Here is a 14,814-nt window from a genome sequence, read left to right as displayed (position 1 = left end):
CCCGCTCTGGTCGAGCGGGCCTTCGTTCTATTCGTGCTTGTTGTCGCGGGTGGGCGTCAACATGCCCGGCGCGATGAAGCCGATGGGGTTCACCTCTGCCGCGCGCCGTTTCAATTCGCCGCGCATCTTGGCATATTCGGTTTCCATCTGGTCCGTCACGGTTGGACGCGAATCCTTCAAGGCGTCTTCGAAATCGGCCTTCGTGACCGCGGTAACGCCCGCACCCTCGCGCCGGATGGCGTTCAGGCCCGCGCGCCGCACCACGTCTTCCAGATCCGCGCCGGTGTAGCGTTCGGTCTGCCTGGCGATCGCGGCCAGATCGACGTCGCCCGCCAGTGGCATGTCCTGCGTATGGATTTTCAGGATATGCTGCCTGCCCGGCTCGCTCGGCGCGCCGACATAGACCAGTTCGTCGAACCGCCCGGGCCGCAGCAGCGCCGGATCGACCAGCGTGGGCCGGTTGGTCGCACCGATCACGACGACGGACTGCAGTTCCTCCAGCCCGTCCATCTCGGCAAGGATGGTGTTCACCACGCGGGCGGTAACCTGCGGTTCGTTGCCGCTGGACCCGCGCGCGGGGACAAGGCTGTCGATCTCGTCGATAAAGACGACGCAGGGCGCAACCTGACGCGCGCGGGCGAACAGCTTGGATATCTGCTGCTCGCTCTCGCCATACCATTTGGACAGCAGGTCGGACGACTTCATCGAGATGAAGTTCGCCTCCGCCTCCTTGGCGACGGCCTTGGCCAGCAGCGTCTTGCCGGTGCCCGGCGGGCCATAGAGCAGGAAGCCCTTGGCCGGACGGATGCCGAGCCGCTTGAACGCATCGGGATTCTTCAGCGGTAGTTCCACGCCTTCGCGCAGCATTTCCGTCGCATCGTCCAGTCCGCCGATGTCGGCCCAGCCAACCGTGGGCGCCTGCACCATCACTTCGCGCATGGCGCTGGGCTGGATGCGCTTCAGCGCGGTCATGAAGTCGTCGCGGATGACTTTCAGGTCGTCCAGCACTTCGGGCGGGATCGTGCGGGCGTCCAGATCGATGCGCGGCATGATCCGGCGCACCGCGTCGATCGCGGCCTCGCGGGCAAGGGCGGCAAGGTCCGCACCGACGAAACCGTGGGTGGTTTTCGCCAGTTCCTTCAGCTCGACATCGTCGGCCAGCGGCATGCCGCGGGTGTGGATGGCAAGGATCTCCTTGCGGCCGCTCTCGTCCGGCACGCCGACGATGATCTCGCGGTCGAACCGCCCGGGGCGGCGTAGCGCCTCGTCAATCGCGTCGGGCCGGTTGGTGGCGGCGATGACAACGAGGTTGGACCGCGCCTGCAGCCCGTCCATCAGCGTGAGCAACTGGGCGACAAGGCGCTTCTCCGCCTCGCCCTGCACGTTCTGGCGCTTGGGCGCGATCGAATCGATCTCGTCGATGAAGACGATGGAGGGCGCGTTCTTCTCCGCCTCTTCAAACACTTCGCGAAGCCGCTTTTCCGATTCGCCATAGGCAGAGCCCATGATTTCCGGCCCGTTGATCAGGAAGAAGTTCGCATCCGATTCGTTGGCCACGGCCTGCGCAAGGCGGGTCTTGCCCGTTCCCGGCGGGCCATGCAGCAGCACGCCCTTCGGCGGATCGACGCCAAGGCGGGTGAACAGTTCGGGATAGCGCAGCGGCAGTTCGACCATTTCCCGCAATTGCTGGATCGTCTCGCTCATGCCGCCGACATCGTCGTAGTTGACGGATGCGCGCGCATCGCGTGGTTCCTCAAACTCGGCCTTCAGCTCGACTTCGGTATTTTCGTCGATGTGGACGATGCCCTTGGGGCTGGTCGACAAAACCTGCAGGCGGATCTGCGTCAGCGCGAAGGCGGGCGCGTTGAACATGCGCGCGATTTCGGGCGGCATGTCCTGCACCCGCTGCTGCCCGCGCGTGGCGACAAGATCGCCCGAGGTCAGCGGACGGCCGAAGAAGTTGCGGCGCAGCGCTTCTGCCGGGCCTTGCAGGCGCATCTCGCGCTGGGCCGGCGCAAAGACAACACGGATGGCGGGGCGCGATTCGGCCTTGCGCACGACCACGTGTTCGCCCGAACCGACTTCGGCGTTGCCGCGTTCCAGACCATCCAGCCGGATCACGTCCAGCCCTTCGTCTTCGGGGTAGGGCAGCAAGGCACGGGCAGGGGTTACCCGCTTGCCTTCCACCTCGATCACGTCGCCTTCGGTTATGCCGAGCGTCGCCATCGCCGTACGCGGAATACGGGCAATGCCATGCCCGGACTCTTCCTGTTTGGCCGCAGCGACCTGCAGCTTCACTTCACGTACGATCGCCGCGTCTGCGTCCGCCATCTGCCCGTTTTCCTTCCTGCGATCCCGTTCTCTCACGCTGCGTGAGCATCCGGGGGTTCAAAGGACGAGATGGGAACTGGTTCCCCGGATGCAATCCGATGGGCGATGTGAACGGCAATGATGGTGGAAAAGCGCCGGCCCCGAAACCTGGACAAAAAAAGACCCGGACGGAAAACCGACCGGGTCGTGTAAGTTTGGGAGAGGATGCCTGTAAGGCCCGTCCTATGTGCGGCGAATCGCGATTTTTCGCAAGTGCGAAAAGAGAAATAACGATTGCGTTTTACGCAAGTGATACATTTTATATATATAAAACAATAGATTATGTATCTTCAAAAATGTCAGTTAGGCGATCATCTTTTGCTGCGCAAAATGTATTTGCTGCATTGCACAAACCTACTGGTCTGTCGGGCGGCCGCACCCCTGCAGGTTTCGATCCCCGATGCGCAGAGACACGGTGTACGGATAGCTGCGGTCCGACATGCCGTCGGAGCATTCCCCGACCTTGCCGGAAAGCACCAGTTCCTCGTTCCCCAGCATCGCGGTCAGCGCAAACTCGTCCTGCGGGGTCTGTTCGCTGGTATAGGGCAGCGATTGGCCTTGCTGATCTTCCGGCGTCATATACCGCAAATGCCCGTCGCCGACGTGAACGGCCCAGAACGGTTCGGTGCCGAGCGCGCGAAAACCGGCGGGAAAACCGTCAGGCTGGGTTTCGTCCTCCGAATCGATGCCCGGCTGATTCGTGGCTGGCGTCGCAGGTGCAGCGCTGGAGGAGGGCTGGGGCGAAGGCTCCACCGACCCGTCGCCCGGGCCGGAGCCGCAGGCAGCCAGTGTCGATGAGAGGGCAAATGCGCACAAGGCGCTGACAGCGATCGATTTCATGGATGGCGCCATAGCAGTTCCGGTGCCGTGCCGCGAGTTGCTTGCCCCTGCCTGCGCGGTCTGGCAGGGGCGCGGCAAGCGCACCGCAAAGGCAGATGGATTTCATGACCGAAACGACATGGCGGATGCCGCCCGAATGGCATCCACAGGACTGGATCTGGATCGGTTTCCCGCACGATGCGGACGAATGGCCCGGCGTGCTGGCGCAGGCGCAGGAAGAGATCGCGGCCTTCGCCAATGCCGTTGCGGAAAGCGGGCAGGAAGTCCGCCTTGTCGTGCGCGACGCGGCAAACGAAATGCGGGCGCGGCAGCTGGTAACCGCGTCTGTAAGGCTGGAACGCCGGACTTATGGTGATATCTGGCTGCGCGACACGGGCCCGCTGGTTGTTTCCGATGGCAGCGGCAACCGCGTGGCACGGCGCTTCGGTTTCAATGGCTGGGGCGGCAAGTACATAATGGACGGCGACCAGACCATCGGTGCACGCCTTGCCGACGATGCAGGGCTGGCCGTGGAATCCGCGCCGTGGATATTGGAGGGCGGAGCGCTGGACGGCGATGGCACCGGCCTTGTCGTGACAACCGAACAGTGCCTGCTGAACCCGAACCGCAATCCGGACATGACACGAGCGGAGATCGAGCAGCGTCTGCGCGCAGACCTCGGCTTCAACCGGGTGTTGTGGCTGGGTGATGGCCTGCTGAACGATCATACCGACGGGCATGTCGACAATCTTGCGCGCTTCGTTTCGCCGGGGCGGCTCGCTGTGCCGGTGGCCAGCGGGGCAGACGATCCCAACCTGGCGATCTATGACGATGCCCGTACGCGTGCGCGCGATTTCGGCCTTGAGATCGCCGACGTGCCCTCGCCGGGACTGATGACCTCGGGCGATTTCATCGAACCGGCGAGCTACATGAATTTCGCGGTGACAACGCATCTCGTGGTCGTGCCGATATACGGCAGTATCCATGACGATGACGGCGTGGCCGCGGTTGCGCAGCTGTTCCCCGACCGACAGGTCATCGGCATCCGCGCCGATGCCGTGCTTGCCGGCGGTGGCAGCTTCCACTGCGCCAGCCAGCAGATGCCTGCCGCCTGAGCCCTGCGGCCCTGTTCAGTTGCCGGTCTTGCCCGCCAGTTCGGCGAAGGCCTGTTCCATCTGCAGCGTGCCGTAGGGCTTCACGATCGTCGGCACTTCGGCGAACCGGTCGGGTATCGTGCCTTCACCGCCGTAACCGGAAGCGAATACGAAGGGGATGCCTTCCTGCATCAACCGCTCGGCCGTGGGCATCGAGTTTTCGCGGCCCAGGTTGAAATCCAGCACGGCCAGTTCGATGTCGCCCGCATCGATCGCTCTTGCGGCGACCGCGTTGCCGGCGGCCAGAACCACGTCCGATGCGCCCATCTCGCGCAGCGAATCTTCCGCATCGAGAGCGATCAGCGCCGAATCTTCCAATAGCAGCACTTTCTTGCCAGATACGAATTCGCCGCCGCCCTTCATCTCCGGTTTGACCTTCTTGCTGTCTCCCCCCCGGTCCCGTGAGCTTGCGACATAGCGGGCGGGTAATCGGAAGTGCCCTTCGAAACCGGCGGTCTTGTACGAAGTTGTCGCTTCGCCGCCGAGTTCGTGGGGAATCGAATTTTCGATAACGGTCGTGCCGAAGCCGCGCCGCTTGGGCGGCATCACGGCGGGTCCGCCGCTTTCGCGCCAATCGATGGCCAGATCGCCGTTCGGCTCGATCCGCCACTCGACATCGACGGTGCCGCTATCGCTCAGTGCACCGTATTTCGCCGCGTTGGTCACCAGTTCGTGGATGACGAGCGCCATGACGGTAAACGCGTCCGGCGTGATGGCGACATCGGGGCCGGTCATGCGGATCGACTGGCGATCCGGCTCGAAATAGGCCTTGCCCTCGGTATTGATCAGGTCTTCCAGCCGCGCCGGGCCCCACTGGTCGGCGGTCAGCTGGTCGTGCGCCCGGGCGAGCGACTGGATGCGCGAATCTAGTGTCGCCACGAACGATCCGACGTCGTCCGCTTCCCGGCTGGTCTGACCCATCAGCGCGCGGATCAGGGCAAGGATGTTGCGGACGCGGTGATTGAGCTCGCCGATGAGCAGGTTTTGCTGCTCGGCCGCGCGGCGCCGCTCTTCGCTTGCCGCTTCGGTCAGGCGAAGCACGACTTCCAGCAAAGTCGAGCGCAAGGCTTCGGCCACGCGCATTTCGGCATCGTCGAACGGCTTGGCTTCGCCACGGACCAGCTCGGACCATTCCGCAAAGCTCTGCCGCGGGGTCAGGCGAGGGCCGTTTGGGCCGTATTCGATGTCCTTTTCCTGGTTCCCGGCCCAGCGGACCGAGCGCAGCCGTTCGGACCGGAACAGGACCACGTAATCGCGTGGCCGGCGCGAGATGGGCACGGCCAGCAACCCGGCAGCCTTGCCGGAGTAGTCCGCCCCTTCGGCATGGATCTCGGCGATCCGGTTGGTTGTGAAGATCTGCCCTGCTTCCCTGCGGTTCAGCGTCTTGAGCAGACTGCGGAACTGTTCGTCATCCGGCGTCAGGCCGGAAAGCGACACCGCATCGTCGACAAACACGCCGACGCCGTCGGCGGGGATCGCATCAAGCACGAGATCGCCCATCCACTGCGCATCGTGCAGCCGGTCGCTGTCCTTCGCGGCGGCGGCCATCAACCGGTCGGCCACCTTGCGGGCACGATCTTCGTAAGCGTTCATTTCCGCGCGCAACCGGCTTTCGACCAGCAGCGAGAACATCTGGCCGAACAGTTCAGCGGCGCTGCGTTCGGCAAAGCTGGGCAGGCGTGGGTTGTAATGATGGCAAGCGAACAGGCCCCACAACTTCCCGTCGATCACGATCGAGATCGAGAGCGATGCGCGCACGCCCATGTTCTTCAGATATTCGATGTGGATCGGCGAAACCGCGCGGAACAACGCGAGGGACAGGTCGAGCGGCTCTCCCTCTCCCACCGGTTCGATGGGGCAGGGGGTATCGTCCACGTCGCTGATGATGCGGAAAATGTTGCGCAGGTACAGTGTGCGGGCCTGTTTCGGAATGTCGGAGGCCGGGAAGTTAAGGCCGAGGAAGCTGTCGATCCCCGGTTCCAGCGCCTCTGCCACGACTTCGCCGGCACCGGATGGGGCGAAGCGATAGACCATCACCCGGTCGAACCCGGTCAGCATCCTGACCTGCCGCGCCCCTTCGCGCAGGATCGTCTGCATCGTTTCGGCGGTCTGTATGCGTGTGACCATCGAACGCACGAGCGAGGAGACCTCGATCTCGTCGCCGCGGGCCGGTTCGCATTCGATAATGATCGAGCGACCGGAGAAATGCAGCGCGACATCGAACGTGCGCCCACCTTCCACCAGCCGCAGGGAAAAGATACGCTCCACCGCGTCTTCTCCGCGCAAGTGCGTCGCGCGCGAACGCAGGGACCGCAGGGCATGGGGCAGGAACAGCTCGTTCAACGGACGCCCCAGCAGGCCGAGCGGGTCTATACCCACGAACGGTTCGGTGTTGGCCGCACGCTGGATAATCCAGTCGGCCCCGACCGCGATCAGGAAGCCGAAGGGCTGGATCGAGCCAGGGATGTGGATCGGTTCCCGGTCACAGTTGGTCAGGTCGACAGGGAGTGACCCGGCTTCTACGTCGTTCAACTAAGGTCCCCAGCCAAGGCATCGGCGCTTCGCCGGAAAGCTTGGAATGTTTCTATCGCAGAATCAATAACTTCGTTCATCCATTCCGGTCCGCCATTGGCGGCTGCCGCATCAAGTGCGGCGCAGAATGCCTGCCACCGGACCGGCATGTCCGGCGCCGGACGGAGGTAACGGGCGGGAACACCGGCAGGCAAACGCCCCGAAAGTACCGTTCCGCCAAGTTTTGACCCTTCCAGCACATACTGAACACCCCACGCCGACACCGGCGAGATTGCGGGTGCAATCATCGGTGCGGGCAGGAAGGCGCCAAGTGCGGCCAGATCGTCGGCCAGCAAGTGGTAGCGCGGTTGCCAGCCAGTCCAGCCAAGGCCGGTCACGCCAAGTTCCAGACGGGGCAGGGCCATGGCATGTGCGATCAGGAACTGGCGGTAGTCATCCGCGACTGTCAGATCGAACGGGGCAAATGCCGCCTCGGTCGCTTCGTGTTCGGCACGGGTGCGTTCGCGCAGCGCGAAGCGTGCCCTGTCCGGCTTGCGACCGGGCGTGCCGACGGCGACATCGTTTGCCGCATCCGTGCATGGTTGCGTCATGGCCGAATGATCCAGCCTGGCAGGTTGCGACCCTTTGCTCACTCGATGTGTTCCGTCTTTCTCGCTTCAGCCCGTCTCTTGCTTCAACCTTGCGCCAACAGCACTTTTTCGATCCGCGCGATCGGCTCGCCGGTCATGGTCTTGGCCTCTTCGGCCACGATCGCCGCTTCCAGCTTCTTGTGATAATGGCGACGCAGCTCGCCCAGGGTCTTGGGATCGGCGGCAATGCCGATCCGTTCGATCGTGCCGTCCAGCACGGCGGCATTCAGCCATTCGGCAACGGCGGCGGCATGGGCGAGTTCTTCAAGATCGGTACGGCCCAGCTTTTGCCCCACGTGATCCTGATGGCGTACGCCCGCGCTGTAGTTGCTGGCGGTAAGGTCCGGCTTGGCGACTTCCTTCAGATTGGGTTCGTCCGGCGAACCCTCGTTGCGCATCAGGACGAAGCTTTCTCCATCGACGATGGCGAGGTGGGCCTTGTGCGGAAGGCGCATGACGGGATCCCCTTTCGGAAATTTAGCATAAGTATTCGTGACGCGAACGCGCGGGATGGCAAAAGGTGCCCGACGATATGGATTGATGTGGGGTTAATCGTATTTTCACCACGCCAAGTCGCGATTTTGTCATACGCGCACGAAAAAGGGCCGCCGAACCCAAGTCCGGCGACCCCTTTTTCGAGCTGGCCCTTTTTCCGGGCCGGATGGCAGGTGGCTTAGAAGCCGCCCATACCGCCCATACCGCCCATGCCGCCCATATCGGGCATCGGCATCGCGGGCTTGTCTTCCGCAACGTCGCTGATCGCCGCTTCCGTGGTGATCAGCAGACCGGCAACCGAGGCTGCGTCCTGCAGGGCGGTGCGAACGACCTTGGTCGGGTCGATCACGCCGGCAGCGACGAGGTTCTCGTACGTGTCGGTCGCGGCGTTGAAGCCTTGGGTCTCGTCATTCTCGCGCAGCAGGTTGCCCGAAACGACCGCACCGTCGAAGCCGGCGTTGGTCGCGATCTGGCGAACCGGGGCCATGATGGCCTGGCGGATGATGTCGACACCGCGGGTCTGGTCGTCGTTCTCGCCCTTCAGACCTTCGAGAGCCTTGGTGGCGTAGAGGAGAGCCGTGCCGCCGCCCGGGACGATGCCTTCTTCGACGGCTGCGCGGGTCGCGTGCAGCGCATCGTCGACGCGGTCCTTGCGTTCCTTCACTTCGACTTCCGAAGCGCCGCCGACCTTGATCACGGCAACACCGCCGGCGAGCTTCGCCAGGCGTTCCTGCAGCTTTTCACGGTCGTAGTCGCTCGTGGTCGTCTCGATCTGCGCACGGATCTGCTCGACACGGGCCTTGATCGCTTCGGCATCACCGGCACCGTCGACGATGGTGGTGTTGTCCTTGTCGATGGTGACCTTCTTGGCCTGGCCCAGCATGTTCAGCGTGACGCTTTCCAGCTTGATGCCGAGGTCTTCGCTGATCATCTCGCCGTTGGTCAGGATCGAGATGTCCTGCAGCATGGCCTTGCGACGATCGCCGAAGCCCGGAGCCTTCACGGCCGCGATCTTCAGGCCGCCACGCAGCTTGTTGACGACGAGAGTGGCGAGCGCTTCGCCTTCGATGTCTTCCGCGATGATGAGGAGCGGACGGCCCGACTGGACGACTGCTTCCAGGATCGGGAGCATCGACTGCAGGTTCGACAGCTTCTTTTCGTGGATGAGGATGTACGGGTCATCCAGTTCCACGGTCATCTTTTCGGCGTTGGTCACGAAGTAGGGCGACAGGTAGCCGCGGTCGAACTGCATGCCTTCGACAACGTCGAGCTCGAATTCGAGACCCTTCGCTTCCTCGACGGTGATCACGCCTTCCTTGCCGACCTTTTCCATGGCTTCGGCGATCTTCTCGCCGACTTCCTTGTCGCCATTGGCCGAGATCACACCGACCTGTGCGATTTCCGAAGTGCCCGACACGTCCTTCGAACGCGCCTGCAGGTTTTCGGTGACCTTGCCGACGGCAAGATCGATGCCGCGCTTCAGGTCCATCGGGTTCATGCCGGCAGCAACCGACTTCATGCCTTCGCGCACGATGGCCTGGGCCAGCACGGTGGCGGTGGTGGTGCCGTCACCGGCAGCGTCGTTCGCTTTCGAAGCGACTTCGCGCAGCATCTGCGCGCCCATGTTCTCGAACTTGTCCTTCAGTTCGATTTCCTTGGCGACGGTGACGCCGTCCTTGGTGATGCGGGGTGCGCCGAAGCTCTTGTCGATCACGACGTTGCGGCCCTTGGGGCCCAGCGTGACCTTCACGGCGTTGGCAAGGGTGTCGACACCCTTCAGGATGCGTTCGCGCGCGTCGCGCGAAAACTTCACGTCCTTGGCGGCCATAATATTCTCTCCTCTTGGGATTTCAGTGGATCAGGAAGAACAGGCTCAGGCGATAACGCCGAGCAGGTCGCTTTCCTTCATGATAAGCAGGTCTTCGCCTTCGACCTTGACTTCGGTGCCGGACCACTTGCCGAAAAGCACGCGATCGCCGGCCTTCACGTCAAGCGGCGTGACCTTGCCGTCTTCGGCCTTGGCGCCCGAACCGACGGCGACGATTTCGCCCTCGCTCGGCTTTTCCTTGGCGCTGTCGGGGATGATGATGCCGCCGGCGGTCTTTTCCTCGGCTTCGATGCGACGGACCAGAACGCGGTCGTGCAGCGGACGGAATGCCATGATGATGACCTCTTCCAAAAATTGACAGGTTTCTACGGTTGGCACTCCCGTAAGCAGAGTGCCAGCGGCGCGGATATGGTTGGGACGAACGTGGTCGTCAAGCACCGTTATCCAAGTTTTTTCGAGACGGGCCGTGCGCGGTGCTGCGCGAACCGTTGGCCGCGTTGTTATCCGCGCGGCATGACAAGGCCGAGACGCTCTCGCGAATGCCAGCGATGGCCCAGCAGGATCGAGGTGACGACAAGCCCGACGGCAAGGCCGATCCACACGCCAAGACCGCCGAGCGGCGTGTGAAAGCCCAGCACCCATGCCGTGCCAAAGCCGAACAGCCAGTATCCGACCACGGCATGGACGAACGGCACCCGCGTATCGGACAAGCCGCGCAACAGACCGGCCAGCACTGCCTGCGCCCCGTCGAACAACTGGAACGCGGCGGCGACGACAAGGTAGGTGACCGCCAGCGCGACCAGCGATGCGTTCTGCGCCGCATCGACGTCGACATATATGCTGAGCAGCAATTCCGGCACGCCGAGCATCAGCGCCGCGAACAGGACCGCAAGGGCGATCGTCAGCATGATCGTGGCTAGCCCAGTGCGATGGATGCCGCCCGGCTGACCCGCACCATTGTGCAGGCCGACACGGATCGTCGCGGCCTGCGCGATGCCGAAGGGCACCTGGAAGCACAGGGCGCCAAGCCCCAGCGCGACGGTATGCGCGGCCAGTTCCAGCGTGCCGATCGCACCGATCAGGTAGGCCGCGCTGGAAAACAGCCCCCCTTCGGCCAGCGTGATTGCGCCAATGGGCAAACCCACGCGCCACAATTCGGCCAGTCGCTGCCAGTCGGGGCGCCACAATCGCCCGAACAGGTAGTGCCGCCGCATCCGGCGATCCCACTGGATAATCGCGACATAGGCCAGCAGAACGACGACCGCGGTAATCACGCTGGCGATGGCCGCGCCCTTCAGGCCCCATGCCGGAAAGCCCCAGTTGCCGAAGATCAGCAGCCAGTTGAAACCCGCGTTGACGAACAGCGCCAGCACCGTGACCCACGTGGCGATGAATGCCCGATCCATCGTGGAAACGAAGATGCGCAGGGCGTTGGATGCGATCACCGGAATCGCGGCGGGCGCCACCCAGAACAGGTATTCCCCGGCCATAGTGGCGATTTCCTCGCTCTGCCCCGTCAGCCGCATGAAATCGTCGGCCAGCATGCAGATCGTCATCACGAAGATGCCGCCGAACACCGCCATCCACAGAGCCATGCGAAAGGATCGCCGTACTTCGCGCACCGCGTGCCGCCCGCGTCCCAGCGCTGTTGCCGCCATCGGCGCAACCGCGCTGATCAGGCCCAGCGTGCACCATAGCGAGAGGCCGTAGGTCGATGTCGCCAGCGTGCTGGCCGCCAGTTCCTGTGTGCCGAGCCGCGCGATGAAGATCACGTCGATGGCATAGACCGCCATCTGCAACAGGTTCGCCGCCGCCAGCGGCAGGGCAAGCCGCGCCAGTGCCGCGAATTCAGTGCGCAGCGTCTGCTCTGTATGGGTCGAGCGGGTCAGGAGGTGGGCCGTGTCGGACATGAAGCCGGCCCGGTTAGGCGCGGCGTGTGACAAGACCAAGTCTTGTTTCATGTGCAACCGAACATTCGCTTCAGCTTGCAGCAAGCGGGCAACAGTCAAAGGCGCATTCGAAGGGATCCACGTTTTCGAATCGGAAGCGAATTGCCATGCGTTTTCCTGCCTTTGCCGCAATCGTCGCCGCGACTTGCGCCTTTTCCGCTCCCGCCCATGCCGGAGAGGTCTTTGCCGGTGCCTATGTCCACGCGGTCGACACACCGTTCACGTTCGAGACCGTAGAGAGCGGTGTCGACGGCGTGCTCGGCTATCGTTTCGCACCGGTGGAGGCTCTGTCCATTGTCGGCGCTCCGGCCCCATATGTCCTTGCCTCCATCAACAGTGACGGCGACACCGCCTTTGCGGCGGCGGGCCTCTCTTGGACGATCGGCAAGGGGCCGGTTTACCTGCGCCCTGCCGTCGGACTTGCCATCCACGATGGCCCGTCGGAAAGGCTGGCCCCCAATGGCGAACACTACGAACTGGGCAGTCGGGTGCTGTTCGAGCCGGAGATCGCACTGGGCGCGCGCGTTTCGGATCGCGTTTCGGTGGAGGCGAGCTGGATGCACATCAGCCATGCGCGCCTGTTCAATTCGGGCCAGAATCCGGGGATCGACATGATGGGGGTGCGCGTGAACCTCGCGCCCTAGCCGGCGTCCTGCTAGGGCCGCGTCGATGTCCCGCCTGATCCTTTTCAACAAGCCGTTCGACGTGCTGAGCCAGTTTACCGATCGGGGGACCGAAGGCTCGCCGCGCCGCACCCTGTCCGACTTCATCGATTGCCCCGGTGTTTATCCCGCAGGGCGACTGGACCGCGATAGCGAGGGGTTGATGCTGCTGACCGACGACGGACGGCTGCAGGCGCGGATCGCCGATCCGAAATTCAAGCTGCCCAAGATCTATCTCGTGCAGGTCGAGGGCACGGTATCCGAAGATGCGCTAGCCGCATTGCGGAACGGTGTTCGCCTGAAGGACGGCATGACCCGTCCGGCCAAGGCCGAGGCGATCGACCCGCCCGACCTGTGGCCGCGCGATCCGCCGGTGCGATACCGTAAGACAGTGCCGGATGGCTGGATATCGCTCACCATAACCGAAGGGCGCAACCGTCAGGTGCGGCGCATGACGGCGGCGGTCGGGCTGCCGACGCTGCGGCTGGTGCGCTGGCGGATCGGTGAGTGGAGTGTAGAGGGGCTGGGGCAGGGCGCATGGCGCGAAGTGGAAGTGTGACGCCGCGCGCAGCCTAAACGCATCTGTTAATATATCTTTGCGGCGGATGTGTTACGCTTCGCGCTGGTGGCAACGGTTTCTCTGGTGCCAGTGCGTTTGGGGGCGCAGCGCCGATGGATAACGGACAGGGTTACGTTGATTACTACGCGGTTCTGAAAGTGAACCCGGATTGCGACGCGCGCATCCTTGAACTGGCGTACCATTACTTCGCCAAGATGTACCATCCCGACAACCTCGAAACCGCCAACGCGGACAAGTTCAACGAGGTGCTGGAAGCATACCGCGCGCTGCGCGACCCGGAAAAGCGGGCGGAGTACGACCGGCAGCACGGGCGCAACCTGGGCAAGACCACGTACCGGATTCCCGTCGAAAGCGACATCGCGCTAGATGAAAATACCGCGCTCAGCGATGCCGAGACGCACCTGAAGATTCTGCTCTACCTCTACAAGAAACGGCGGGAAAACGCTGCCGATGCCGGTGTCATCGGCTGGTACGTGCAGGAAATGCTCGGCTGCTCCGAAGACGAGTTCCAGTTCCACGTCTGGTACCTGAAATCGAAAGGCCATGTCGAAGTCACGGAACAGGGCACGATCGCGGTGACGGTGGCCGGCGTGGACCACGTCATCTCGAACTCGCGGGCCAGCGCGGCGGAGACGCTGCTGCTGCGGCAGGCGGCGGGCGAGAACTGAGCGGACCAGACCGGCGACAGGCAATGAAAAAGGGCGGCCCCGCTAGGAGCCGCCCTTTCGCGTGATCTCTTGCGAGATCGAAGGTAAGCGAAAAGCTTACTTCAGCTCAACGGTACCGCCGGCTGCTTCGATCTTGGCCTTGATCTCTTCGGCTTCCGCCTTGTTCACGCCTTCCTTGACGGCCTTCGGCGCGCCTTCGACAAGACCCTTGGCTTCTGCGAGGCCCAGGCCGGTGATGGCGCGGACTTCCTTGATGACCTGGATCTTCTTGCCACCGTCGCCGGTGAGAATGACGTCGAATTCGTCCTTCTCTTCAGCAGCGGCGCCAGCGTCGCCACCACCAGCAGGTGCAGCAACGGCAACAGCAGCAGCGGCGGAAACGCCCCATGCTTCTTCAAGAGCCTTGGCCAGCTCTGCGGCTTCGAGAACGGTAAGGGTCGACAGTTCGTCGACGATCTTCTGGATATCAGCCATTTCAATTCACTCCTAAGTTCATACCCGATGGGGCCGAACGGCCAGTCCACCGGTAAATCGCTTGAAACGTCTTATGCAGCGTCCTTGGCGGCATATGCGCCGAAGACACGGGCAAGCTTGGCAGCGGGTGCCGTCGACAGCTGGGCGATCTTCGTCGCCGGTGCGTTGACGAGGCCAACCAGCTTGGCGCGCAGTTCATCGAGCGAGGGCATGGAGGCGAGCGCCTTCACACCATCGGCATCGAGCACCTGCGAACCCATCGAACCGCCAACGACCTCGAGCTTGTCGGTGGTCTTGGCGAAATCGATGACGACCTTTGCCGCCGCAACCGGGTCGACCGAAGTCGCCAGCGCGGTGGGTCCGGTCAGGAAATCGTCGATACCGGCATAGTCGGTATCCACGATCGCCCGCTTGGCAAGACGGTTCTTCGCAACCTTGTAAGTCGCGCCGGCTTCACGCATCTTCGAGCGCAGCTCGGTCGACTGGGCGACCGAGAGGCCGAGGTTGCGGGTGACGACCACCACGCCCACCTCGTTGAAGGTTGCGTTGAGCGATGCGACCGAATCGGCTTTTTGCGAACGATCCATGTTTGCTCCTTCACGTTTGATCGCCCGCTTTGGGGCAAGGCGATCGGCTCATTGTGTCCACGACGAA

14 protein-coding genes are annotated in these 14,814 nt (G+C 63.3%); 4 read left to right on the top strand and 10 right to left on the bottom strand.

From position 1 onward, the window contains the following. Window positions 1-27: 27 nt before the first annotated feature. Window positions 28-2,331, bottom strand: a complete 2,304-nt coding sequence (locus tag A7A77_RS11055; RefSeq protein ID WP_066557779.1) for a CDC48 family AAA ATPase — start codon at window positions 2,329-2,331, stop codon at window positions 28-30. A gap of 393 nt (window positions 2,332-2,724) precedes the next feature. After that, window positions 2,725-3,210 carry a COG3650 family protein gene (locus A7A77_RS11050; protein ID WP_066557777.1) on the bottom strand — a complete coding sequence of 162 codons (486 nt, stop codon included), beginning with the start codon at window positions 3,208-3,210 and terminating at the stop codon, window positions 2,725-2,727. Window positions 3,211-3,305: 95 nt separating this feature from the next. On the opposite strand from A7A77_RS11050, the gene A7A77_RS11045 reads away from it, so the two are divergent. Beyond that, window positions 3,306-4,304 carry an agmatine deiminase family protein gene (locus A7A77_RS11045; RefSeq protein ID WP_425388565.1) on the top strand — a complete coding sequence of 333 codons (999 nt, stop codon included), beginning with the start codon at window positions 3,306-3,308 and terminating at the stop codon, window positions 4,302-4,304. Window positions 4,305-4,319: 15 nt separating this feature from the next. Here A7A77_RS11045 and A7A77_RS11040 read toward each other — a convergent pair whose 3' ends face one another. The 6 genes from A7A77_RS11040 to A7A77_RS11015 form a co-directional block, all read right to left on the bottom strand. Then, window positions 4,320-6,875, bottom strand: a complete 2,556-nt coding sequence (locus A7A77_RS11040; RefSeq protein ID WP_066557774.1) for an HWE histidine kinase domain-containing protein — start codon at window positions 6,873-6,875, stop codon at window positions 4,320-4,322. Further along, window positions 6,872-7,465, bottom strand: a complete 594-nt coding sequence (locus A7A77_RS11035) for a biliverdin-producing heme oxygenase (RefSeq protein ID WP_082836073.1) — start codon at window positions 7,463-7,465, stop codon at window positions 6,872-6,874. Before A7A77_RS11035 ends, A7A77_RS11040 begins: the two co-directional genes overlap by 4 nt. Before the next feature lie 83 nt (window positions 7,466-7,548). Then, window positions 7,549-7,959, bottom strand: coding sequence for a baeRF12 domain-containing protein (locus A7A77_RS11030; protein ID WP_066557768.1), 411 nt, complete (start codon window positions 7,957-7,959; stop codon window positions 7,549-7,551). 218 nt (window positions 7,960-8,177) lie between these two features. Further along, complete coding sequence (gene groL, locus A7A77_RS11025; protein WP_066557765.1) at window positions 8,178-9,827, bottom strand: chaperonin GroEL; 1,650 nt, start codon at window positions 9,825-9,827, stop codon at window positions 8,178-8,180. A gap of 45 nt (window positions 9,828-9,872) precedes the next feature. After that, window positions 9,873-10,160 carry a co-chaperone GroES gene (groES, locus tag A7A77_RS11020; protein ID WP_066558081.1) on the bottom strand — a complete coding sequence of 96 codons (288 nt, stop codon included), beginning with the start codon at window positions 10,158-10,160 and terminating at the stop codon, window positions 9,873-9,875. A 167-nt stretch (window positions 10,161-10,327) separates the two neighbouring features. Then, window positions 10,328-11,737, bottom strand: a complete 1,410-nt coding sequence (locus tag A7A77_RS11015) for an MATE family efflux transporter (RefSeq protein ID WP_066557756.1) — start codon at window positions 11,735-11,737, stop codon at window positions 10,328-10,330. Between the two features lie 146 nt (window positions 11,738-11,883). Here A7A77_RS11015 and A7A77_RS11010 point away from each other — a divergent pair, with 146 nt between their 5' ends. From A7A77_RS11010 to A7A77_RS11000, 3 genes are all read left to right on the top strand, one after another. Then, window positions 11,884-12,420 carry an acyloxyacyl hydrolase gene (locus tag A7A77_RS11010; RefSeq protein ID WP_066557754.1) on the top strand — a complete coding sequence of 179 codons (537 nt, stop codon included), beginning with the start codon at window positions 11,884-11,886 and terminating at the stop codon, window positions 12,418-12,420. 25 nt (window positions 12,421-12,445) lie between these two features. Continuing rightward, window positions 12,446-12,997, top strand: a complete 552-nt coding sequence (locus A7A77_RS11005) for a pseudouridine synthase (protein ID WP_066557750.1) — start codon at window positions 12,446-12,448, stop codon at window positions 12,995-12,997. Window positions 12,998-13,110: 113 nt separating this feature from the next. Beyond that, entirely contained in the window at window positions 13,111-13,686 is a 576-nt protein-coding gene (locus A7A77_RS11000) for a J domain-containing protein (RefSeq protein WP_066557747.1), read from the top strand. Between the two features lie 96 nt (window positions 13,687-13,782). Here the strand turns inward: A7A77_RS11000 and rplL are convergent, their stop codons facing one another. Further along, window positions 13,783-14,160: a 50S ribosomal protein L7/L12 gene (rplL, locus tag A7A77_RS10995; RefSeq protein WP_066557746.1), complete on the bottom strand. Its 378-nt coding sequence runs from the start codon at window positions 14,158-14,160 to the stop codon at window positions 13,783-13,785. 71 nt (window positions 14,161-14,231) lie between these two features. Then, complete coding sequence (gene rplJ / locus A7A77_RS10990) at window positions 14,232-14,747, bottom strand: 50S ribosomal protein L10 (RefSeq protein WP_066557745.1); 516 nt, start codon at window positions 14,745-14,747, stop codon at window positions 14,232-14,234. Between the last annotated feature and the right edge of the window lie 67 nt (window positions 14,748-14,814).

Origin of the sequence: Croceicoccus bisphenolivorans, assembly GCF_001634625.1 — a bacterium.
In the GTDB taxonomy this organism is placed as follows: domain Bacteria; phylum Pseudomonadota; class Alphaproteobacteria; order Sphingomonadales; family Sphingomonadaceae; genus Croceicoccus; species Croceicoccus bisphenolivorans.
The sequence above is the reverse complement of the archived record's forward strand: the minus strand, read 5'-3'. Positions and strand labels throughout refer to the sequence as shown.